This window comes from Butyrivibrio sp. NATIVEDY162, assembly GCF_045999815.1.
GTDB lineage: Bacteria > Bacillota > Clostridia > Lachnospirales > Lachnospiraceae > Butyrivibrio.
In genome coordinates this window covers 2,638,999-2,662,598 of sequence record NZ_CP172573.1, presented here as the reverse complement: position 1 = coordinate 2,662,598, position 23,600 = coordinate 2,638,999, and the positions used below count along the sequence as shown (strand labels likewise).

Here is a 23,600-nt window from a genome sequence, read left to right as displayed (position 1 = left end):
GTTTTTCCTCAGAGAAGCACCACGTTGATAGTGCCGCCGTCTATTTCCTCATTTATCCTTCCTTTTATCTCTTCTGCAATCTTGCAGACCTCAACATACTTCATATCCGGTTTGAACCTAAGCTCCACATCCACGTATTTATCATTACCGGAAATGCGGCTTTTTATCTCACCAATTTCTTCAAAGTAATCGTAAAATTGACCTATAGCCTTCAGAATCTTAAGCTGTGTATCTTCGTCAAGTGTCAGATCAATAAGTTCTTTGACAGCTTCCAAAATATGCTTAATGACAATATATCCCAGCGGAAGCGCAACAATTATGCAGACTACAGGCGAAAAATATGAAATCCATGTAGTATTGCTAAATACTATTCCAATGATCAGGGTAATAATTGATATCGCATCAAATACAAATTCATTCCTTGCAGCAACAAAAGCGGAATGAATCAATTTGCTATGTTCTTTTTCTATGAATTTCTTCTCTTTAAAATAAATAAATATGTCTATAAGCAAACCAATAATACTGATTACAAGCGCAAATATAAGGAATTCTTCTTCTGTTTCATGTATGAATAATCTTCTTACCGCAAAAACAAGAACGCAAAAAATTCCGGCTATATCAAACGTCTCACAACATAGTGCCGAAATAGCTTCTACTTTTCCTGTTCCATAGTTGAACCTGAATTTCAAATTTTTATTAAGTCTTATCGAAAGTATATATATTATGATTCCCGGTATCAGAATACTTGCATTCTCAACAAACTCAAGCCACACTACCATAGAACCGCTTGCAGCCGCAGCTATCAGCGATGTAATAAACTCGGGAATTCTGTATATGATCAGCAACAGTGCTACCTTTTTCTGCTCATCCAGGACATTTTTCTGCATATTATCTCTCCACTTTTTTATTTTCTGTGATTATTTTTCCCTGTCTTGTATCTCTTATTCTACTTTTTCTTTTTTATCTTATTCTTTCTTCTCTTAGATTTGTTTTTACTTTGCACTTTTCCCTACTTTTTAGTATTTCTTATATGGTTCTACTTGCATTTCATTCTGGTTTTGAATCATTTGAATAATCTTGCAATAATATAAAGATTATATATTTACAAATTTGTTTGGATATGTTATTGTCTATATCGTTTCAAGGATATTCATCCACATTTTCCATTTTTGGTTATTTGAAGCAATTATCTTTTTAAGGGTGCATATAATTTGAAAGGAGTACTTTTTATTACCTGGAGTTATTTACTGACTTACTAGAAATTTTCATGTATAAAAAAATATCTACCGTGTCACCATCAGTTACAAGATCCAGGCGATAATCAAAAATAAAATTATGACAAATTACTATTCTACAAGGAAGCAGCTACTAACCCGGCTACTTCTAAAATACCAATCTGAAGTCAATACTTTACCTGACGGAACTCTTGTTATATATCAAAACGGTGCTAAATGGTACCTTCAGGAAAAAGACAGTTCCGGTAAAATCAAAAGGACCTATATTTCAAAAAGCAGAGCAGATTATGCTTCACAACTTGCTAAAAAGGCTTTATTGAATAGCTATATCCGTGATATCAAAAATGAAATTTCTGCAATTAATGCTTATTTACGAGTAAGGAAACATTGTAAGCTTGACAAAATCACTTCTCCTGATTCTCCGTATATTCCTCTGCTTTCAGACTCCTATCACTGGCTATGCGATCAAGAATATGAGTCTAACCCAAATCATCCGGAAGCTTTGTTAGTAAAGGCACCCAAAGATCAATTTGTCAGATCTAAATCAGAAGCAATTATTGCATACGCTTTGTACGATCACCAACTTTCCTATGCATATGAGAAGGCACTTGTACTGGGCGATTACACTATTTATCCCGACTTTACGATTCGCCATCCGTTTAGCAATAAGCTATACATCTGGGAGCACTTTGGTCTTGCTGACCAATCCAAGTATCAAAACTCTATGTGTAACAAAATTAGAAATTATATAAATTCCGGATATATCCCAGGAAATAATCTAATCCTCACATATGAAACCCCTGCCTGTCCTCTTGATATCAGCTATGTTCAAGGTCTGATCAGTCTACATTTTGGTGATGACTTAATTTAAAAAGCAAGCTTCTCAACAAATACGCAATTTGATATTCCAAGGCTATTATTCATAGTTAAACCATAGTATTGGAAATAATCAAACAAAAGACTCCGTTTGGTATACTTTTTCTATGCAATGCAAATCATTTCTTTATACTTTTTTCAACATGAAGCAATTTTTCTATATTTGTTACCCTTATTTCTGATAATCATAGATACCAAATAGAGGTTTTTTGCTAAATTTTTCCTTTTCCTCAAAAATACCTCTCAGTTTTCAGTGAAATTAGGTACCAAATGGAATTTGTCAGCTGATTTTTTCCTTTTTTTCCAAATTATATACCTCATATCAAAGCAGAAAAGGGATTAATCTCTTAAAGCATCTAATAATCCTGGCAACTTCAATGTTTATTTTACAAAAGCGCTGCAGCAAGCCGTATAGGCAAGCCACAGCGCCTTCAAATATCACAATCAGCCTGGGTAAGCGTGATTTACATCTCCCCCGAGTCTGCAGATCACCCTACAAAAAGCTGAATCGTAAATTTAATCAGCGGAACCAATTCGCACGAGTGCTCTATAAAGCTTGGCTTCGGCGCGGACTCTCGCCTCTTTGGTAAGTCTGGCATCTTTCAGTGCCTCCTCTGCCCTGGCTTTTGCTGATCGCGCACGTTCCACATCTATCTCATCGCTCCACAGCCAGTTTGTCGGAAGAATTCTGACTTCGCCTTCCATGACAGAGAGCATACCACCTATGCAGGCAGCCTTTCTCTCTTTGCCATCTGCGAAGGTTACATGGGCGGTTCCCATACCTATTCCCGTACAGTAGTTGGTATGGCGAGCTAAAATCTCAACATCACCATCAACAGTACGAAGCAAAACCTTCTCGACTTCGCCCTCATATTCCAATCCATCTATGGATACGATCTCTAAATGATAAGTAGCCATATTGTTAAACCCTCATCTCTAGTATATTTAACTATTCTTCTTAGCCTTCTCGAACACTTCATCAATTGTTCCAACAAGCAGGAATGCTGACTCAGGAAGATCATCACACTCACCGTTAAGAATCATTTTAAATCCGCGGATGGTTTCCTTCAGAGGAACGTATTTGCCCGGAAGTCCTGTGAACTGCTCAGCAACTGAGAAGCTCTGTGACAGGAAGTTCTGAACCTTACGAGCTCTGAAAACTGTCTGCTTATCTTCATCGGAAAGCTCATCCATACCCATGATAGCGATGATATCCTGCAATTCACGATATCTCTGAAGCACCTGCTGTACTCCCTTAGCAACTTCGTAGTGTTCCTTACCAACTACGTCAGGTGAAAGGATACGGCTGGTGGAATCCAGAGGATCAACTGCCGGATAAATACCCTTTGATGCAATATCACGAGAAAGAACGGTGGTTGCATCCAAGTGTGTGAATGTCGTTGCAGGTGCAGGGTCAGTCAAGTCATCGGCAGGCACATATACAGCCTGAACTGATGTGATTGAGCCCTTCTTTGTTGATGTGATACGCTCCTGCAGCGCACCCATCTCTGTAGCCAGTGTAGGCTGATAACCAACGGCTGAAGGCATACGTCCAAGCAGCGCGGAAACCTCAGAACCGGCCTGTGTGAAACGGAAGATGTTATCGATGAAAAGAAGCACGTCCTGATTCTTAACATCACGATAATATTCAGCCATTGTAAGTCCGGAAAGAGCAACTCTCATACGTGCTCCCGGGGGCTCGTTCATCTGTCCGTAAACAAGTGCAGTTTTGTTAATAACTCCACTTTCTTTCATTTCTCCGTAAAGGTCATTACCTTCACGGGTACGCTCTCCAACACCGGTGAATACTGAGATACCACCATGTGCCTTCGCAACGTTATTGATAAGCTCCATGATAAGGACGGTTTTACCAACTCCCGCACCACCGAACAAACCAATCTTACCACCCTTAGCATAAGGGCAGATAAGGTCAACTACCTTAATTCCTGTCTCAAAAATCTCAGTAGCAGGAACCTGATCTTCAAATGAAGGAGCCGGTCTGTGAATAGGCCATCTCTCCTGTGTTGTGGGAGCAGGCTGATTATCAACGGGCTCACCAAGAAGATTGAAAATTCGTCCAAGGCACTCGTCACCTACCGGAACTGAGATGGGAGCAGCTGTATCTACTGCATCGATTCCACGAACAAGTCCATCCGTGGAGCTCATTGCAATACAACGAACTACATCATCACCAATCTGCTGTGCTACCTCGGCTACAAGAGTGGAATCACCATTCTTGATCTCAATAGCACTATGCAGATCCGGCAGCTCACCCTCGCCAAAACGAATGTCAAGGACAGGTCCTGTTACCTGTATTACCTTTCCAACATGTTTTTCACTCATCGTGAGTACTCCTTTTTCCTCTCATCCCCTGGCTGAAATATCACCTCCTGTAACAGCAGGACCGATCAGCCATGGGAATCGGTTTTTTATTACGGTTCTTCTGCACCGGCAACAATCTCTGTGATTTCCTGAGTAATGCTTGCCTGACGTGCCCTGTTATAATACAGACTTAATGTTTCAATCATTTCTTCTGCGTTGTCGGTAGCTGCTTCCATCGCAGTTCTTCTCGCTGCAAGTTCACTCGCAACAGAGATATTGATACTCGTGTAAAGCACTCCCGCCAAATACTCCGGTACAATTGCATTAAATACAGTCTCACTGTCCGGCTCATACAGAATAAGCGATTTTGACTTTTTAGCCGAGCCACCTTCATCTGCCAGATCTGACAACGGCAGGATGGGACTTGCCTTAGGAACCTGTGACATCATTGATACGAAGTCCGTATAGCACAGGAAAATATGTCCGAATTTACCTTCTTTATAAGCTTCACACAGAATCTTTGCTACAGAGAAGCACTCTGAAATAGTTACCTTGGCAACTTCTGCAAATTCCTCTGTGAAAATCGGAACATTTCTGTGTTTGAAATATTCAACGGATTTCTTTCCTATCGGAAATACTTCAATATCACGTCCCTTTGTTTCGCTTTCCATGAACTTGAACAGGTTGGAGTTATATCCTCCCGCAAGTCCTCTGTCACCGGCGATTACAACATATAACCACTTATCATTTTTTCCTGTCTTCGTATAAGGTGACTGGAAATCGTGGTTCCCATTTGCGATATCCTGCAGTGTATCCAGAAGTGTTCCGAGATAAGGCTTGGAATTGTCTGCTTTCTCCTTGGCCTTTCTCAGCTTACTTGCTGCAACCAGCTGCATCGCTTTTGTAATCTGCATGGTACTCTGTACGCTTTTTATCCGGAGCTTCACAGCTTTCATATTAGCAGCCATGCGTTATCCTCCGTTATCACTTTTTACCGGCAAGAAACTTCTCGGTAAATGCCTTAAGTACATTCTTCATCTTCTCTTCGGTTTCAGCCTCGAGTTTTCCTGTCTCGCGTATTGTCTTCATAACATCGCTTCCATCAGGATTGGTATCAAGGAACTCGAAAAGACCAGCTTCATACTCCGCAATATCTGTAACTGCAACATCTGTCAGTACATTGTTGATAACTGCGTAAAGGATGGCAACCTGCTTCTCAACAGCAACCGGTGAGCTCTTATCCTGTTTCAGAACTTCCACAATTCTTTCACCCTGTGCAAGACGACTCTTGGTGTCTTCATCAAGATCTGAACCGAACTGTGCGAAACTCTGCAGCTCACGGTACTGTGAATAAATCAGCTTAAGTGTACCTGCAACCTTCTTCATGGCCTTAATCTGCGCGTTACCACCTACTCGGGATACTGAGATACCGGGGTTAACCGCAGGCATGATACCTGAGTGGAAAAGCTCGGTCTCAAGGAATATCTGTCCATCAGTGATGGAGATAACGTTTGTAGGAATATACGCAGATACGTCACCTGCCTGTGTCTCGATGATAGGTAGAGCAGTAAGTGAACCGCCGCCATTTTCATCGGAGAGCTTAGCAGCTCTCTCAAGAAGTCTTGAATGCAGGTAGAATACGTCACCGGGATATGCCTCACGTCCCGGAGGTCTGCGGATAAGCAGTGAAAGTGCACGATAAGCAACAGCGTGCTTGGACAGGTCATCATAGATAACCAGTACGTGCTTACCCTTGTTCATGAAATACTCACCCATGGTGCAGCCTGTGTAAGGTGCAATGTACTGCAGCGGGCTGGGCTCTGAAGCCGTAGCTGCTACAACTATGGAGTACTCCATAGCTCCTGCGTTCTGCAGTTCTGCCACAAGTGATGTAACCGTAGATCTCTTCTGACCTATTGCGACATAGATACAGATTACATCCTTACCCTTCTGGTTGATGATCGTATCAATAGCAATAGTGGTCTTACCTGTCTGACGGTCACCGATGATCAGCTCACGCTGTCCACGTCCGATGGGGATCATGGAGTCGATAGCCTTGATGCCTGTCTGAAGAGGCTCTTTAACGGGCTGTCTCTCGATAATACCCGGTGCCTTAATCTCAACAGGTCTGAAATCATTTGATTCGATAGGACCGGCGCCATCAATGGGCTGTCCGATAGCATTTACTACACGTCCTATCATTGCATCGCCTACCGGAACGGAAACAACGCGTCCGGTACGCTTAACGGTCTGTCCTTCGCTGATACCAACATCTTCTCCGAACAGAACCGCGGATACTACTGTCTCTTCGAGGTTCTGAGCCATTCCGAATGTGCCGTTTTCGAACTCAAGTAGTTCTCCAGACATACAATTCAAAAGTCCGCTAACTCTGGAAATACCATCACCAACGGTAAGAACTGTACCGGTCTCATTCTGAATGATCGCATTTTGATAGTTTTTGATCTGGCTTCGAATCACCTCGGATATTTTTTCTGGTTTTAATTCCATTCTAAAAGCCTCCGTGGGTTTTATTCTTTCTTATAGGACTGTCTCGTCAACCTTCTTGCGGAGTTCATCAAGGCGCCCCTGAACTGTTCCGTCATAGAGCTTACCTTCTATCTCCACTCTGATACCTCCGAGTACAGCTCCATCGGTTTTTTGAGTTAGAAGAATCTTTTTACCGCTTATGGATTCAAGCTTTGCTTTAAGTGCGCTTACCTGCGACTCATTAAGTGCTATAGCACTTGTCACAACTGCTTCTGCAATGCCGTGATCCTTGTTATAGCTGCTCCTGAACCTTTTTTCACACGCTGAAAACTGTCTAAGAATTCCTCTTTCAATAAGAATTTTTATAAAATTCAGCAGGTAAGGTTGGAGCTGTCCGTCAAATGCTTCATCTACAAGCTTTAATCTCTCTTTTCTCGGTATAGAAGGTTCCGATAAAAGAGTGATATAATCCGGATTCTCCTTAAATATCTCCTTGACCGATTCCATCTGACTTAAGATATCATCCGTAAGGTTTTCCGAAAGCGCCAGATCATACAGACTTTGTCCGTATAAATCTCCAGCCTTGGTCATGACGCCTCCCCTACATTGTTAATGAATTCATCAATAAGTTTCTTATGATCGTTCTCGTTGATTTCCTTCTCCACGACTTTTCCTGCAATATCCATAGCAAGACCGCCGATGGTGTCCTTAGCCTCATTAATGGCCTTCTTCTTTTCCTGCTCGATGTCAGCTTCTGCTCTCTCCATAATGCCCTTAGCCTGCTGCTCGGCTTCCTTGACAATAGTGTCTGCCTTGCCCTGGGCTTCCTTAGTAGCATTGGCAACGATTTCTGCTGCCTCTGCCTGAGCTGAAGATAAGCTGGTCTCATATTCCTTCTTCATTGAATCAGCTTTTTCTTTGGCTTCTCTTGCTCCCTTGATCTCGTTCTCGGTGAGCTGCCTTCTCTTTTCAATAACCTCATTTATAGGCTTGAAAAGGAATTTCTTGATAAGCCACATCTGAATGAAGAGGTTTAAAATCTGAGCTATGAAATTCCACGGAACGATTGTAACTAGATCCTGTGTGCCCATTCGTGTACCTCCATTATTTCTACTTTGGGGCTTTGTACTGCTTGAACAATTAGTTCAGGTAGTTCATGAATGTGCCCGGTGCAACGAAGATAAGCAGAAGACCTGTAACGAAACCGTAGATACCTGTTGTCTCTGCGATAGCACAACCAAGAAGCATGGTACTTGTTACGTCGCCCTTACACTCAGGCTGACGTCCGATTGCCTCGAGGGCCTTAGAAACGGCATTTCCTTCACCAATACCGGGGCCGATACCGGCGATCAGTGCACATCCTGCACCGATACCGCATCCTGCAAGTGCAATACCTTTTGCTAAAATCTGAAAATCGCTCATGTTGAAATCCTCCTAGATTTTTATATGATTTTTTACTTATTTAATTTTTTATCCCTCAGCTGCATTAGCGATATACATTATCGTCAGCATTGAGAAAATGAACGCCTGCATACATCCTGTAAACCAGTCAAAATATACGCCCAGAATAGCCGGGAGTCCGACACTAAGTATCGGAATATTTGAAAGAACATCGCCCACAACGCCGGGAATAAGTCCGAATAATGCAGAAGACGCTATGGCTAGAGCTGCATAGATAAGACCGTCAATAACAATACCTGAGAGAATGTTACCAAAGTGACGGCAAGCCATACTTACGGGCGTTGCCAGCTCAGAAAGAATATTGAACGGTGTCATTACAGCTATAGGAGTCGTAAATCCTTTCAAATATCCAAGGAATCCTCCAGCTTTGATTTTGCATGCAGTGATGATCACAAATACGACAATTGCCCATGCCGCTTCTGTGGACAGATCGGCTGTAGGACTTCGCAGTCCCACAAGGCATATAAGGTTCGATACTATACTTGTTGCAAATATTGTAGATACAAGCGGAATAAGCCAGTCAAACTTGGTCCCGCCGGTATTGCTTCGAACCAGATTGTGTGCCGCTTCAACAATCATCTCCGCAACCGCCTGGCGCTTTGAAATATTCTCGACCTGAAGGTTTCTCGTCAGGAAGATACACAGCAGCGTAATTATCGCCATTACAATCCAGCTTACCACCAGGGTTTCATTGATATTGAAATCGCCCAGAACCGGTATGCCGGTGTGAATGGTGTAGTAGATCTTACTGCCGGTTACTTCAAAGTTCATACTTTATTTTCACCTTCCTTTCCTCGCAGTTAAAATCCCGCGAATTTTTATTAAAATACTCGGAATAAAAAGAGGAACCACACCGGTTACAAGATTTATAGCCGGTACGAATATGGAAAGAATCACCCACAAAAGCTGCATCATTGTGCGGTAGCGCAAACTTACAGCCATAGTGCTTCTCGCCTTGTCTGTCTCCTCTTCATTCATCCCTGTAATCTTCTGTACTGTGAGTCCCATCCAGAAGAAGTTACCCACTGCAACGATAGTTCCACCTATCGCTCCCAAGAAGACTGTATAATCAAAAGGTACCTTGTAGCCAAAAGGTGCATTTTCCGGTACCACTTGATGCAAAAGAAAAAATAAAACCAAAACCAAAAGACTAGCAGCTGCTGTCCCCACAGCAATGAAGGTAGTCTCTTTTTTTACTGCATCCTGAACCACCATAAACTTTTTTCTCCGTTCCCACCATCCGTCAAATATGCTTGCTGAAATTCACTTCTTTTTCGGATCGCTTTTTCTTTTCGTTCTTCTTATCCACTTCCAGATATACCTTATAGGCTGTCATGGCTGAACCTCCCAGTCCAAAGAAGAATCCCAAAATATAAACCCATCCGCCAACTCCTAGTTTAGTCGTCAGCATATAGCACACAAAAATACAGATAAGCAGCGGTGTCACAAGTGACAATCCAAGCTGACCTACCATAGCAAATTGCGTCATAAGTTTTGAAAAATCAGTTGTTTTCTTGATCATCTACGTCTTTTTCATGAAAATTTTGAATTTTGATTGATTATATGCCGCATCGATAGCCCATTTCTGAATAATTTCAAAAAAGTCCGAAATACCGCAACATATATTTCAATAATACAAGTATTTTTCAGAAAAAACAATTCTTACAAGTCGATTTTACAAACATTTAACAAAAAGCCAAGAATGCTTTTACAAGCAATTCTTGGCTTTTTAACTGATTATATAACCTGTATACGATTTTTATTCTTCTACAACTGTTTTGATGTGAAGCTCTTCAAGCTGCTTCTCTGTTACTTCTCCGGGAGCACCCATCATGATATCCTGAGCATTCTTGTTCATAGGGAACGGAATGATCTCTCTGATGGAACTTTCTCCTGCAAGAAGCATTATCATACGGTCTACGCCGGGTGCGATACCTGCGTGCGGCGGTGCACCATAGCAGAATGCATTGTACATAGCAGGGAACTTAGCTTTAACGTCCTCTTCACCAAGGCGAACCATCTCGAATGCCTTGATCATGATCTCAGGATCATGGTTACGTACAGCACCTGATGAAAGCTCAACGCCGTTACATACAAGGTCATACTGATCAGCCATGATGTCAAGAGGATCAATCTCGCCTCTCTCTGCCTTGAGCAGTGTCTCCATTCCGCCTGAAGGCATTGAGAAAGGATTGTGACAGAATTCAAGCTCGCCTGACTCCTCACCGATTTCGTACATGGGGAAGTCTACTATCCAGCAGAATGCATACTGTTCTTTATCCATATGTCCGGGAACAGCCGCACCAAAGGTTTTAACTACAACACCTGCTGTCTTCTGAGCCTGTCCAAGCTTACCTGAGCTAATAACAACAAGGTCACCGCTCTTAAGTCCGAGGCTTGAAATAACTTCATCCTTCTTATCCTGAACAAATTTTGCGATACCGCCGACAATCTCGCCATTCTCATCAAGTCTGAACCAATAGGGCTTAGCACCTGCCTGAACCTCTACATCAGCGATTGTCTTATCAATAAACTTACGACTCTCCTTGAAATCAGAGATAACAACTGCCTTGATTCTAACATCTGTATCGCTTCCATCCTCTGCCTTGGTTGCAAAAGGTCCGAATCCGCAATCCTTAAGAACCTCTGTTGCATCCTGAACAGTAAGATCAATTCTAAGATCCGGCTTATCTGATCCGTATTTTTCCATCGCTTCTCTATAAGGAATGCGAGCAAACGGAGCGCTTGATGCTCTGTCATATAAGCCATATTTAGCAAAGATTGGAGGAAGAACATCCTCACAAATCTCAAATACATCCTCCTGAGATGCAAATGCCATCTCCATATCAAGCTGGTAGAATTCTCCCGGGCTTCTGTCACCTCTTGCATCCTCATCTCTGAAGCAGGGTGCAATCTGGAAATAGCGGTCAATTCCTGAAGTCATAAGCAGCTGCTTGAACTGCTGAGGAGCCTGCGGAAGCGCATAGAACTTTCCGGGATGCTTTCTTGCAGGAACAAGGTAATCTCTTGCACCTTCAGGAGAAGACACAGTAAGAATAGGTGTTGTGATCTCCATAAAGTCATGCTCTATCATTGACTTTCTAAGTGCTGCAATTACATTGCTTCTAAGAATGATATTTTTCTTAACCTCAGGATTTCTAAGATCAAGATAGCGATATTTCAGACGAGCGGTTTCATCAGCCTCGCGGCTTCTGTTAATCTCAAAAGGAAGCTCGTTGTATCTGCAACGGCCAAGAACCTCTATTTTCTCAGGTACTACTTCAATGTCTCCGGTAGGGAGCTTCGGGTTCTTTGAACTTCTCTCTCTAACTGTTCCCTCAACGGAAATAGTTGATTCCTTGTTAATACCCTTAACAACCTTCATCATATCCTCAGTTTCAATGACGATTTGGGTTGTTCCGTAAAAATCTCTCAAAACAACAAAGCCAAGCTCTGATCCTACCTCACGCAGGTTTTCAAGCCAGCCCACAAGCTTAACCTTACTGCCCACGTTCCCGATTCTGAGCTCACCACATGTATGTGTACGTGACTGCATTTTTAAATTCTCCTTAAAATAAATCCAAATCTTTTCTATTTTAATAGGTAATTCCTACGCATTAAAACATCAGAAACCATTTTAGCACAATTAACCGGACTTTGTTATAAAATCTTGTCTCATGACTAAAACATTCATCCCATTCCTTCAGTTTCATAGGCTAGATCGTATCTTTCATTCCCTTCCATCTTGTTCCACTGAGCAATAATTCTTTCTATCGGCACATTTCCTTCCCCTTCTGCTATGTCCGTAAGGATTAAAATCGCCTGATTATTACCGTTTAAGGCAACTACATCATTACTTCTTAAATTCACACTGAGGAGCTCCACAAAGCTGTCCATTACGCCCTTTTCAATATCTCCTCCGTCCTTTCTCGTAAGAACAAACTGCACAATCCAAATATTTACGATGGTTCTCTTTGCCATTCTGGCAAACAGCCTGTAAACCATCTGCAGCTTGTCAAAATCCACCAGGTAAGCACCCTTGTGAACTCCGCCTCTCTCTTCCAATAGCATTTTTATTCCGGCCACGCCGTTTGCATTTACTTCATCCACTGAATAATAACCTACTGTTTTATACATAAAGTAACCATGCTTACCGTTCTGCTTCACGTTATATAACGCCTTATCTGCCTTTCGGAAAAGGTCATAATAGTCCTCACCCTCATCTGCCGTAGCCACAGCTCCAACCGATACTCCAAGAGGGATTGAACTGTCTTTTCCCATGAGTTCTTCACACACCTTTCCAATCTGCTCATTCAGGTATTTCGCTTTTTCGGCTACTGCGCTCTCCTCAGATGTTCCCAATATAAATGTCAGGAATTCATCTCCGCCTATTCTCCCCACAAAATCATCTTCTCTCAGACAATTTCGAATCAGCTCCGCAAATCTTATCAATACCTTATCGCCCATCTCATGTCCGTAAACATCATTAACAAGCTTGAAGTTATCAAGGTCTATCATCATCAGTATTCCTTCATGCTCCTTGCAGGCAGCTGATAAAAACTGTTCCGTATAGGTCTTGTTCCAGAATTTAGTCATGGGATCTATCTTTGCTTCCTTTTGCAGTCTTTCTACATTGGTTAAGCCGCTCCTGATCTGTCCTATAAGCCATACGATAAAGAGCACAAAAAGTACGCAGACCGCAAAGAGGTACACTTTAAAATATAATCTTTCAAATATCTGTGATTCTTTCTTTATAGTGAATTTCTCATCACGCACAACGTATTTTCCGGCAGAATCATACACCTGAACATGTAAAACGTATTCTCCGAAGGGAAGATTCATGTAGCTTAAAGCCTGCATTTCTTTTTGTGTGCAGATAAGCCCCTCATCCTCGGCCCCTTCAAGAAAAATGTGCAGCATCGGATTTGAAAGTGTAAAATTCAGAATTGCTATGTCAAAGGTTATTCTTCCGGAGGTTGCAGGAATTATATATTCACCTTTAGCATTTGGCTTTATTGATTCATTGTTGGCTGTAAGGTTACTTATTCTTATTGCATAATCCCTGTCTACAAAATTTTCATCTCCAACAGCAATTCTTCTTACACCATCTGCGCAGCATAAATACAGATATTTACTGTCAAATGCATTCTTGGAATTGGAAGTAAGCGATGAACTCAGCCCCCTGGCTTTATTTAACAGCGAATAATTATAGTCCTCTGTATTGTCAATAAGGTCATCTCTATTAACTATGAAAATTCCGGCACTTGAACTAATCCACGCATATCCGTCATCCGTAAATAAAACATCGTAGCAGTTGTTGTATGGAAAATGTGTCAGTTTTCTTACCTGACCGTCCTTATAGTGATATAGAGCGTTACTTGTAACATATACGTACTCACCTTCTCCACACTGCACTATTTTCAGGATTACAAGACTTTCCATGCCGTCGTTCTTGCCATATCTGTATAATATCTTTCCATCAGAAACTATTACTATGCCATCTCCGTCAGTTCCGCACAGTAAATCACCCTCGGCAATTTCGCACATGCTGAGAACCTGCGTAGTAAGACCTTCTTTTTCTCCGACAGTCTTAATAACCCGGCCGTCTCTTATATAATTCAGGCCTGTAGTTGTAGCAGCTACTATCGTCCCATCAGACAGTTCCAGCGTTGAACGAAATCTTCCACCCTCAGTCATTTTATTTCTGCTGTTAAACGTATCTATCGTTCCATCAGCCCTTATCTCTATCAGTCCGCTTTTCCCATAGGTGCTTATCCAGATATTACCTTTAGAATCCTCCATAATATCCCGGATCCTGACCCCTTTCAGATAGTCAGAATTGTTTATTGGTACTGAATAATATGTTTTCAGGTCAATTGTCAGAAGTCCGTTGTTTGTGCCCACGTACAAGAGACCATCCTTTATCATGGTTACATTAACTACATCTTTGTCTACCTTGGCTCTGGCAAATACATCCATGAAAGGATTCCATGAATACCTTACTATTCCCTGTTTATTGGAAGCAAACCAGACGTTCCCCTGATAATCGATAATGATACCACCCACAGCACTGTTAAACTCAGTTGTGGACATATCTGTATATTTACCTTCTCTTGTCAGGAATCCAATCCCTGTCTCCATTCCGCAAAAATATCCGTTATTCTGTTCTGAGAAATACAATTTATTAAAGTATTCTCCGTTCGGAACAACATATTTTTTCCCAAAGACAATTCTCTTTCCCTCAAGCTTTGCATATACTGCATAATTGGAAGTGGTTCCCACAAGGAATTCGTCATGATACCCCGCTGCCACTGCACCAAAAGTTACATTCTCGTCCTCAAGTTCTGTTTTATTTACATACTCTCCATTATTCATGAAGAATAATTCACCTGCGGTAGTCACGCCTGCAACCAGATTTTCATCATCACATGTGAGAGACCTTACACCGTTTAATTCTCCCTCTTCAACTATTGTCAGAGAGGAATCCTTGTGAATAATACAAAGCTTCGTAGCTGTGCCTACATAGACATTGCCTTCCTTGTCGTCGCAGATAGATCTTATTGAATCAGAAGGCATTCCTTCTTTTATGGAATAAAAAACAATCTTATTATCTTTAGGAGAGTAACAGGCTATTCCGCTGTCATTTGTTCCAATCCACAGCCTTCCCTTCCTATCTGAGAACAGTTGCATGACATTGCTGATCCTATCATCAAGATCAGCTTCCTCGAATTTGTAACCATCACATTTGTAGAGACCTGCATATGTTCCGGCCCAGATATATCCATCCTTTGTCTGAGCTATATCATTTATCTCCATGGTGGCAAGTCCGTCATCAGTATCATAGCTGACTGCTGCATATTCCGAAGCCATGTCTATAGCTTTCGCATCAAGCGACGCCATAAAGAACAGCGCCGGGCAAACAAACCACAGCATCAGCTTTTTTGTCTTTCTTTTTTTTCTTCTGTCAGTGAAAAAATGATAAACATAGATTATCCTTGCCGCGATAATAACACTTAAGGCTTTATCAGGGATATCAACAAACATCTCCCCCAGAAACGAATATACAACCGGAACATTGACATATCTGGAAATCATGTCTATAAGCCCGTCTCCCCATATATTCCCTGATCTTCCGTTATAAAAAATAATATTTAACGGGGTGGACAAAATAACTGCAACCAATCCTGCAAAGACAGCAGTCGAAATGACTCTGAACATATTGTGTCTTCCCACTTTAGGGTAAAAAATCCCCACAGAACCACCTATGCCTACAGAAACGATACTATAGGACAAATTGGCAATATTCATATTGTCAAAAATGCCAAGAATTATGTTTGTGAAAACACCACTGACAGCACCACCCACGGGTCCCAGAACAATCGCACAGAGAATAGTGCCTACCGCATCCAGCCAAAAAGGAAGCTGCAACACGTAAGCTATTCTTCTGCCTATAAGATTTATAAAAATGCAAACAACTACCAATATGCAGGTTTGCAATTTTTTATTTTTCATCAAATCCCCTCTAGGTCCTAATGCGGATCACTTTTCCGTCATCACAGCAATTGCCTAATATACAGTATCACACATTAATTCTATCACCGGCCATGAGGGTACTCAATTAATCATATGTCAAGAAACCATAAAGAAATTATAAATTTATCGAACATTTTTAGAGACAAACAGCCCCCACCAAAGGAATAGTTACAACCGATAACAGCGTAGTAAGTGCCACTCCCCTTGACGCAGTTTCTTCGTCTCCGCCATAATACTGCGCCAGCATCGCCGTCATACTTCCAACTGGTGTCGCGATCATAACAAAGCATACTCCCAGAAGAATTGGATCTTTTATAAAGATTTTTAGGATAAAGACACCGATTACAGGAATCACCAGAAGCTTCAATGCAGCAAACAACAGCAGCTTAAAATCAGACATAAGGTCTTTAATTTTCATCCCACCAAGGGCATATCCAATAACCATCATGCTCATTGGCACAGTCAGACCGCTTATACTCGTAACAACATCTTCTATGGGCTTTGCCACATGAATACGGCCCAGATAGAATATTATAGAAATAAATACAGATATAACTCCGACATTTATAATATTCTTCCACGAAAAGCTTCCACTATCTTCCTCGTTGGCGCCGTTTTTCATAGCACTGACTCCATATGTGTAAATCAGCAGATTGAAGGGAAACTGGAAAAAAGCCGCATACAGAAGCCCTACGCTTCCATAAGTAGCTGATACAATAGGAAATCCCATAAATCCTATATTTGAAAAAATGGTCATTACCCTATAAGTTCCATAGTATTTCTTCTTAATCTTCAATATATATGGAAGAACCACCGCAATCAATATAAGCCCCCAATATATGAAAAACGCTGCCAAAATGCATGCCAAAAGCTGTTTATTCGAAACCACCTCATCTTTATTTATTCCCGCGGATATTATAAAAGCAGGACTGGCAATATTTACCACAATTCCTGACATACCTTTACTGACAGCATCATTCATAAGACCGGTTTTTCTGCATATAATTCCTATAGCCATCAATATGAAAAGTACAAACATTTGCTCTATCAAAAACATTTTTCTTCCCCATAAAGCCTTTTTTATTTCTAACTAAACATAGCACATACAATTACTAAACTATATCATTTTTTCCTGTATTTTTTGTAAATATGCGGCACCCTTTCAGCCACTATTCTCCATATGTAATCTTTATGATAAGCCCATGGACTTTTCATTTATTGTCATATTGCATATAATTATTGCTTTTTATCGTATTTTTTTATGCAACTTATTGACATTATTAAACTGAAATCGTACGATGAAACATATTTTATACAATTCAACAGTTGATTGTTGTAATGATTTTGGGAGGAAATGTATGGTTTATTATGTAGATGCCAATGCTTTTCGCAATGGCGATGGAAGCGAAAATGCTCCCTTTAAACAGATTAATGCTGCAGCAAAAATCGCAAAGCCCGGTGATGAAGTAATAGTTAAGGCCGGAATCTATCGTGAACGTGTAGTTCCTCAAAATGCCGGAGAGGAATCTGCAAGAATCACATATCGTTCAGAAGAGCCTTTAGGCGCCGTTATTACAGGTGCCGAACTCATCACAGATTGGAAAAAGGAAAAAGGCGGAATATACAGCACACGTGTCAATAACTCTATATTTGGAGATTTCAATCCTTATGTAGAAAGAGTTTTCGGTGACTGGTATTTTTCACCCAAGATCCGTCACACAGGTGCAGTTTTCATTAATGATCTCATGATGTATGAAACTGATTCACTTGCTGAATTAAAGGCCGGTAAACCCGATCCCTTTGCATGGCATCCCGAAGAAGCAAAGTACCTCTGGTACACTGAGCAGGATGGCGATGAAACTGTTATTTATGCCAATTTCCAAAAGCTTGATCCCACCAAGGAAAAGGTCGAGATCAGTGTGAGAAGAAACTGCTTCATGCCTGACGAAAACGGCATCAATTATATTACAGTAAGCGGATTTGCAATAAATAAAGCCGCTACAACATGGGCTCCGCCCGCAGCATATCAGGACGGAATGATCGGGCCTCACTGGAGTAAAGGCTGGATAATCGAGGATTGCGAGATCAGCAACAGCAAATGCTGTGGTATCTCACTCGGAAAATATCTTGACCCTGAAAATGATATGTACTTTACAAAACATCATGTAAAGAGCCCTACACAGATGGAGCGCGACGCAGTTTGCCGCGGTCAGTATCATGGATGGCTTAAGGAGAACATAGGCCATCACATAGTAAGACGATGTAACATTCATCACTGTGAACAGACCGGTATTGTAGGTCGTATGGGCGGTGTATTCTCTACAATTGAGGATTGCCATATCCATCACGTATGTAATTCACAGCAGCTTGGCGGCGCTGAAACAGCGGGAATCAAACTCCATGCAGCAATTGATGTTACCATCAGAAGGAATCATATCCACGACTGCATCCAGGGTGTCTGGCTTGACTGGCAGGCTCAGGGTGCGAGAATCTCTCAGAACCTTATGCATGATAACTGCAGACCTGAAGGAATAGAGCAGGCTCCCGGCGCAATGTTTAACACAGATGTATTTATCGAAGTTGGCCACGGACCTACTCTAATTGATAATAACCTTCTGCTCTCACCCGTATCAATTACCATCCCCAGCGAGGGTATTGCTGTTGTTCACAACCTTGTGCTTGGAAGCTTCAGCCTTATCAACTCAGGTGTTGACAGCATCGTAAATGACCAGAGAGAGCCTCGTTATACTCCTTACCACATCCGTCATCGCACCGAAGTAGCCGGCTTCATGACCATCCTTCATGGTGATGACAGAGTATACAACAACATCTTTGTACAACAGTATAAAGTAACCGATAAGAAAAAGACTCCTCAGGATTCAGATTATCAGGTAGTCGGAACTGCGCCTTTTGATATCTTCCCTACCTATGAGGATTGGGCTGATCAATTCGACTTTGAAAAACATCCCGATATGGGCGGCCTGGCAAAAGCACACTTTGGACACCTTCCTGTATGGATTGACGGAAACGCTTACTTTGACGGAGCTACCGTCTACAAGAAGGAAAAGAACAAACTTGTTGATAAAAAATCCAAAGTATCTGTTACTGTTACTGAGAAAAAGGGCAGCTGGTTTATTAAGACCGACCTGTTTGACAAGCTTGGTGACTTTACCTGCAATATCATGACAACTGAGGCTTTAGGAAAAGCTTTTCAGCCCGAACAGTACTATGAGAATCCTGATGGAACTCCCATAACATTTGATGAGGACTACTTCGGAACACACAGAGATCCATCAGCTATCCCCGGACCTTTTGCATCCGTAGCAGGTGGAAAAGAAATTAAAGTGTTTTGCTAAACTAACAAGCTACACCTTATAGCATTAAACTTTAATTCTTCACTACAAAATAATTATGTTTACAGCCCTGCGCAGCTTTTCTTAGCAGGGCTGTTTTTGTTTGCATTTGGTCCCGGAAGTTTTCTCACTTATTCTATTAAATTGTGCCTTTTTCTTTCAAAATGTGCTACACTATTGTAGGTTCCAAAAGTTTCTTAAAACAATTTATGTTTTTTACTGACTTCCGGAACAATCATATCTTAGAATCCCGCATATCGGGAAATCTCCAAATGAAAGGTGGTGGTTTTATGAAGAAGATTACACATGCTAGTAGCGATAATCCTCTGCCTCGAAGTACAAACTTTATAAAAACCTACACCGAAAGGAGATTCCCATGGAAGAAAATACAATCATGGACGTAATCCATGAACTCCTTGAGAGCAAGCAGTATACCAAACTCCGCCAGACATTTGCGGAGATGAATACTGCAGATATCGCTGCTATCATGGACGACATGGAGAACGAAGACTCATTAAAAATGTTCCGTATCCTGCCAAAGGATATGGCTGCTGACGTATTCGCAAATCTTGAACTGGAAGATCAGCAGTATATTATTCAGTCGCTGTCTGACAAGGAAGCGGGTAATATTATCGATAATCTGATGGCCGATGATGCTACAGACCTGTTAGAGGAGATGCCTGCAAGTATCGTAAAAAAGATTCTTGCGAATGCCAGACCTGATACCAGAGCTGATATAAATCATCTGCTTAGATACCCTGAAGACTCTGCCGGATCAATAATGACGGTGGAGTATGTTGATCTGAAAGAATATATGACTGTTTCTCAGGCCATAGCCCGAATCCAGAAGATAGGACTGGATTCCGAAACAGTAAATACCTGTTATGTAGTTACAAACCAGCGTATATTGGTGGGCACCGTAGCTCTTCGCTACCTTCTTATCAAGGATGGCGATGAGAAGATCGGTGACATAATGAATACTCACGTCATAAGCATCAACACTATGACTGACCAGGAAGAAGCCGCCAATATGTTCAAAAAGTACGACTTCACCGTCATGCCTGTGGTTGATAATGAAAACCGAATGATCGGTATTATCACCATCGATGATGTAGTCGACATCATTGAAGAAGAGGCTACAGAGGATATCGAGAAGATGGCTGCTATCATCCCTTCCGATAAGCCATATTCCCGTATAGGTATTCTTGATACTTACAAGAACAGAATGCCCTGGCTGCTATTCCTCATGATAAGTGCCACCTTTACCGGTGCCATTATTACAAGGTTTGAGGATGCCCTGTCAGCTTATGTAGTGCTTACAGCCTACATCCCGATGCTGATGGATACCGGCGGTAATGCCGGATCTCAGGCAAGTGTTTCCGTCATTCGTGGTTTGTCACTTGGTGAAATCGAGTTTCCCGAGATTTTTAAGGTTTGGTGGAAAGAAGTCCGGGTAGCAGTTCTCTGTGGACTTACACTTTCACTTGCAAACTTCATCAAGCTTTTGCTTATAGATCGTTTACAGATCTCTGTTGCTGCTGTAGTATGCCTGACACTCTTCCTTGTAGTTATTATTGCAAAGAGTATCGGATGCCTGCTTCCTATGTGCGCAGACCGACTTGGTTTTGACCCTGCCGTAATGGCATCGCCTATGATAACAACAATCGTAGATGCGATATCACTGCTGGCATACTTCACAATTGCATCTCAACTGCTTCATTTAGCAGTCTAAAAAAGGAGCTATCGCATTAGTCTAATGCGACAGCTCCATTATTTTTGTAAAGAATTACATTCTCTCGTGGCAAGTTCTGTTTATTACATCCATCTGCTGCTCTCTTGTAAGATCAATGAACTTAACAGCATATCCTGATACGCGGATTGTGAAGTTAGCATACTCAGGCTTTTCAGGATGCTCCATAGCGTCCTTAAGCTTTTCAACGCCGAATACGTTGACGTTAAGGTGGTGTGCACCCTGATCAAAGTATCCATCCATTACATTTACAAGCTTATTTGCACGCTCTTCATCATCATGACCAAGTGCACCGGGATTGATGGTCTGTGTATTTGAGATACCATCAAGTGCATACTCGTAAGGAAGCTTAGCTACTGAGTTAAGTGAAGCAAGAAGTCCACTCTGCTCTGCACCATAAGCCGGGTTAGCACCGGGAGCAAAAGGAGCGAATGCAGGTCTTCCGTCAGGAAGAGCACCTGTAGCCTTACCATAAACAACGTTTGAAGTGATTGTAAGGATTGATGTTGTAGGCTCTGAATTTCTGTATGTGTGGTTCTTCTTAACCTTCTTAAGGAATGTCTTAAGAAGCCATACAGCGATCTCATCTGCTCTCTCGTCATCGTTACCATACTTAGGGAAGTCACCCTCGATCTTGTAGTCTACAACAAGACCTGACTCATCTCTTACTGTCTTAACCTTAGCGTACTTGATAGCACAAAGTGAATCTACAACGTGTGAGAAGCCTGCGATACCTGTAGCGAATGTACGGCGTACATCTGTATCAATAAGAGCCATCTCAGCTGCTTCGTAGTAATACTTGTCATGCATGTACTGGATAAGGTTGAGGATGTTTACATAGAGGCTTGCAAGCCAATCCATCATCTTATCATACTTAGCCATTACTTCATCATAATCAAGGTACTCTGATGTGATAGGTGCATACTCAGGACCTACCTGCATATGGTTACCCTGCTTATCAAGGAACTTCTCATCCTTACCACCGTTAATAGCGTAAAGAAGGCACTTAGCAAGGTTAGCTCTTGCTCCGAAGAACTGCATTTCTTTACCTGTCTGAGTAGCTGATACGCAGCAGCAGATGCTGTAATCATCACCCCATACAGGACGCATAACATCGTCATTCTCATACTGGATAGAAGATGTTGTAACTGAAATCTTAGCAGCGTACTTCTTAAAGTTCTTAGGAAGTCTTGATGAATAAAGAACTGTAAGGTTAGGCTCAGGTGAAGGTCCCATGTTCTCAAGTGTGTGAAGGAATCTGTAGTCGTTCTTTGTAACCATGTGACGGCCATCCATTCCAAGTCCACCTACCTCAAGGGTTGCCCATACCGGGTCACCTGAGAAGAGCTGATTGTAGCTGGGGATACGAGCGAACTTAACCATACGGCACTTCATTGTAAGGTGATCGATAAGCTCCTGAGCCTCAGACTCAGTAAGAGTACCCTCCTTAAGATCTCTCTCAATATAAATATCAAGGAATGTTGAAACACGTCCAACTGACATAGCAGCACCGTTCTGTGTCTTGATAGCTGCGAGGTATCCAAAGTATAACCACTGAACTGCTTCTCTTGCATTCTTAGCAGGCTGTGAAATATCAAAGCCATAAGCTGCAGCCATTTCCTTCATTCCGCGAAGAGCTCTCATCTGTTCAGCTATCTCTTCTCTCTGGCGGATAACATCATCAGTCATAACACCGCATCCGCAAAGTGAGAAATCTTCCTTCTTCTGCTCGATAAGGAAATCAATACCATAAAGAGCTACTCTACGATAGTCGCCTACAATACGGCCACGTCCGTATGTATCCGGAAGACCTGTAACGATATGGCTGTGACGAGCTGCCATCATCTCAGGTGTGTATGCATCGAAAACAGCCTGATTGTGAGTCTTGTGATACTCAGTGAAAATCTTGTGATACTTTTCATTTACCTTAAAGCCGTATGTCTCAGCAGCCTGCTCAGCCATTTTAATTCCGCCGTAAGGCATGAAAGCTCTCTTAAGAGGCTTATCTGTCTGAAGGCCAACAACAGTCTCAAGATCCTTCATAGACTCGTCAATGTAACCGGGGCCATAAGCTGTAAGACCTGAAACTACCTCTGTCTCACACTCAAGAACGCCACCATTCTCACGTTCCTTCTTCTGAAGTTCCTGAAGTTTGCCCCAGAGCTTGTCTGTAGCTTCTGTTGCATCTGCAAGGAAACTTTCATCTCCATCATACATGGTATAGTTGTTCTGAATGAAGTCTCTTAAATTAACTTCATCAGTCCACTTATTACCTTTAAAACCTCTCCATTCATTTCTCATAATTTATGCTCCTCTCTTGTGAAAAACGATACCACCCTCAGAAATTGCATCTATTATTCAAGTTGCCAAGGCAACGTTGCATGAAATAATTTGTGCGTCAAACCATAACCACTATATATTGTATATTGTAATACAAACACCACAATATGTATATTCATAGTTTGACACCCGATTGGTATTTTTACATATACTGCATTACTTTTCAACCTTAAACCGCGAAAAAAAGCCAAAGTTGATAACTTTTGTCAACTTTGGCAATAAATTAACGATTTTTATCTCTTT

At 41.7% G+C, this 23,600-nt stretch carries 18 protein-coding genes; 3 read left to right on the top strand and 15 right to left on the bottom strand.

Annotated features, from left to right (window positions below):
* Positions 1–8: 8 nt before the first annotated feature.
* Entirely contained in the window at positions 9–887 is an 879-nt protein-coding gene (locus tag ACHCNF_RS11480) for a cation diffusion facilitator family transporter (protein ID WP_408069925.1), read from the bottom strand.
* 448 nt (positions 888–1,335) lie between these two features.
* On the opposite strand from ACHCNF_RS11480, the gene ACHCNF_RS11475 reads away from it, so the two are divergent.
* Positions 1,336–2,106 carry a hypothetical protein gene (locus ACHCNF_RS11475; protein WP_408069924.1) on the top strand — a complete coding sequence of 257 codons (771 nt, stop codon included), beginning with the start codon at positions 1,336–1,338 and terminating at the stop codon, positions 2,104–2,106.
* Between the two features lie 521 nt (positions 2,107–2,627).
* Here ACHCNF_RS11475 and atpC read toward each other — a convergent pair.
* The 13 genes from atpC to ACHCNF_RS11410 form a co-directional block, all read right to left on the bottom strand.
* A complete protein-coding gene (atpC, locus tag ACHCNF_RS11470) occupies positions 2,628–3,029 on the bottom strand; it encodes an ATP synthase F1 subunit epsilon (protein ID WP_408069923.1) in 402 nt (133 codons plus the stop codon).
* A gap of 27 nt (positions 3,030–3,056) precedes the next feature.
* On the bottom strand, positions 3,057–4,454 hold the full coding sequence (gene atpD / locus ACHCNF_RS11465; protein ID WP_026492851.1) for a F0F1 ATP synthase subunit beta: 1,398 nt from the start codon (positions 4,452–4,454) through the stop codon (positions 3,057–3,059).
* An 89-nt stretch (positions 4,455–4,543) separates the two neighbouring features.
* Positions 4,544–5,401, bottom strand: coding sequence for an ATP synthase F1 subunit gamma (gene atpG, locus ACHCNF_RS11460; RefSeq protein ID WP_408069922.1), 858 nt, complete (start codon positions 5,399–5,401; stop codon positions 4,544–4,546).
* Between the two features lie 16 nt (positions 5,402–5,417).
* Entirely contained in the window at positions 5,418–6,941 is a 1,524-nt protein-coding gene (gene atpA / locus ACHCNF_RS11455) for a F0F1 ATP synthase subunit alpha (protein ID WP_408069921.1), read from the bottom strand.
* A 30-nt stretch (positions 6,942–6,971) separates the two neighbouring features.
* Positions 6,972–7,511 (bottom strand): ATP synthase F1 subunit delta, encoded by a 540-nt coding sequence (gene atpH / locus ACHCNF_RS11450; RefSeq protein ID WP_408069920.1) that lies wholly within the window; start codon positions 7,509–7,511, stop codon positions 6,972–6,974.
* Positions 7,508–8,011 carry a F0F1 ATP synthase subunit B gene (atpF, locus tag ACHCNF_RS11445; RefSeq protein WP_408069919.1) on the bottom strand — a complete coding sequence of 168 codons (504 nt, stop codon included), beginning with the start codon at positions 8,009–8,011 and terminating at the stop codon, positions 7,508–7,510. Before atpF ends, atpH begins: the two co-directional genes overlap by 4 nt.
* Before the next feature lie 49 nt (positions 8,012–8,060).
* Complete coding sequence (gene atpE / locus ACHCNF_RS11440; protein ID WP_026495813.1) at positions 8,061–8,342, bottom strand: ATP synthase F0 subunit C; 282 nt, start codon at positions 8,340–8,342, stop codon at positions 8,061–8,063.
* Positions 8,343–8,390: 48 nt separating this feature from the next.
* On the bottom strand, positions 8,391–9,152 hold the full coding sequence (locus ACHCNF_RS11435; protein WP_408069918.1) for a F0F1 ATP synthase subunit A: 762 nt from the start codon (positions 9,150–9,152) through the stop codon (positions 8,391–8,393).
* A 9-nt stretch (positions 9,153–9,161) separates the two neighbouring features.
* The gene (locus ACHCNF_RS11430; RefSeq protein WP_408069917.1) at positions 9,162–9,596 is read right to left on the bottom strand and encodes an ATP synthase subunit I; all 435 of its coding nucleotides are present in this window, start codon (positions 9,594–9,596) and stop codon (positions 9,162–9,164) included.
* Positions 9,597–9,624: 28 nt separating this feature from the next.
* Positions 9,625–9,903, bottom strand: a complete 279-nt coding sequence (locus tag ACHCNF_RS11425) for an AtpZ/AtpI family protein (protein ID WP_408069916.1) — start codon at positions 9,901–9,903, stop codon at positions 9,625–9,627.
* 237 nt (positions 9,904–10,140) lie between these two features.
* Positions 10,141–11,937 carry an aspartate--tRNA ligase gene (gene aspS, locus ACHCNF_RS11420; protein WP_408069915.1) on the bottom strand — a complete coding sequence of 599 codons (1,797 nt, stop codon included), beginning with the start codon at positions 11,935–11,937 and terminating at the stop codon, positions 10,141–10,143.
* Between the two features lie 134 nt (positions 11,938–12,071).
* Entirely contained in the window at positions 12,072–15,893 is a 3,822-nt protein-coding gene (locus tag ACHCNF_RS11415; RefSeq protein ID WP_408069914.1) for a diguanylate cyclase, read from the bottom strand.
* 157 nt (positions 15,894–16,050) lie between these two features.
* A complete protein-coding gene (locus ACHCNF_RS11410; protein WP_408069913.1) occupies positions 16,051–16,965 on the bottom strand; it encodes an AEC family transporter in 915 nt (304 codons plus the stop codon).
* A 307-nt stretch (positions 16,966–17,272) separates the two neighbouring features.
* On the opposite strand from ACHCNF_RS11410, the gene ACHCNF_RS11405 reads away from it, so the two are divergent.
* A complete protein-coding gene (locus ACHCNF_RS11405; protein WP_408069912.1) occupies positions 17,273–19,270 on the top strand; it encodes a right-handed parallel beta-helix repeat-containing protein in 1,998 nt (665 codons plus the stop codon).
* A gap of 373 nt (positions 19,271–19,643) precedes the next feature.
* Positions 19,644–20,999, top strand: coding sequence for a magnesium transporter (gene mgtE, locus ACHCNF_RS11400; RefSeq protein WP_408069911.1), 1,356 nt, complete (start codon positions 19,644–19,646; stop codon positions 20,997–20,999).
* Between the two features lie 54 nt (positions 21,000–21,053).
* Here the strand turns inward: mgtE and pflB are convergent, their stop codons facing one another.
* Positions 21,054–23,318, bottom strand: coding sequence for a formate C-acetyltransferase (gene pflB / locus ACHCNF_RS11395; RefSeq protein WP_408069910.1), 2,265 nt, complete (start codon positions 23,316–23,318; stop codon positions 21,054–21,056).
* Positions 23,319–23,600: the final 282 nt, after the last annotated feature.

Coding starts and splice junctions, on each gene's coding strand:
- atpA (WP_408069921.1), bottom strand. CDS start 6,941: ATGGAATTAAAACCAGAAAAAATATCCGAGGTGATTCGAAGCCAGATC.
- ACHCNF_RS11475 (WP_408069924.1), top strand. CDS start 1,336: ATGACAAATTACTATTCTACAAGGAAGCAGCTACTAACCCGGCTACTT.
- aspS (WP_408069915.1), bottom strand. CDS start 11,937: ATGCAGTCACGTACACATACATGTGGTGAGCTCAGAATCGGGAACGTG.
- ACHCNF_RS11435 (WP_408069918.1), bottom strand. CDS start 9,152: ATGAACTTTGAAGTAACCGGCAGTAAGATCTACTACACCATTCACACC.
- ACHCNF_RS11480 (WP_408069925.1), bottom strand. CDS start 887: ATGCAGAAAAATGTCCTGGATGAGCAGAAAAAGGTAGCACTGTTGCTG.
- atpC (WP_408069923.1), bottom strand. CDS start 3,029: ATGGCTACTTATCATTTAGAGATCGTATCCATAGATGGATTGGAATAT.
- ACHCNF_RS11430 (WP_408069917.1), bottom strand. CDS start 9,596: ATGGTGGTTCAGGATGCAGTAAAAAAAGAGACTACCTTCATTGCTGTG.
- ACHCNF_RS11415 (WP_408069914.1), bottom strand. CDS start 15,893: ATGAAAAATAAAAAATTGCAAACCTGCATATTGGTAGTTGTTTGCATT.
- atpD (WP_026492851.1), bottom strand. CDS start 4,454: ATGAGTGAAAAACATGTTGGAAAGGTAATACAGGTAACAGGACCTGTC.
- atpF (WP_408069919.1), bottom strand. CDS start 8,011: ATGGGCACACAGGATCTAGTTACAATCGTTCCGTGGAATTTCATAGCT.
- atpG (WP_408069922.1), bottom strand. CDS start 5,401: ATGGCTGCTAATATGAAAGCTGTGAAGCTCCGGATAAAAAGCGTACAG.
- ACHCNF_RS11425 (WP_408069916.1), bottom strand. CDS start 9,903: ATGATCAAGAAAACAACTGATTTTTCAAAACTTATGACGCAATTTGCT.
- atpE (WP_026495813.1), bottom strand. CDS start 8,342: ATGAGCGATTTTCAGATTTTAGCAAAAGGTATTGCACTTGCAGGATGC.
- mgtE (WP_408069911.1), top strand. CDS start 19,644: ATGGAAGAAAATACAATCATGGACGTAATCCATGAACTCCTTGAGAGC.
- ACHCNF_RS11405 (WP_408069912.1), top strand. CDS start 17,273: ATGGTTTATTATGTAGATGCCAATGCTTTTCGCAATGGCGATGGAAGC.
- pflB (WP_408069910.1), bottom strand. CDS start 23,318: ATGAGAAATGAATGGAGAGGTTTTAAAGGTAATAAGTGGACTGATGAA.
- atpH (WP_408069920.1), bottom strand. CDS start 7,511: ATGACCAAGGCTGGAGATTTATACGGACAAAGTCTGTATGATCTGGCG.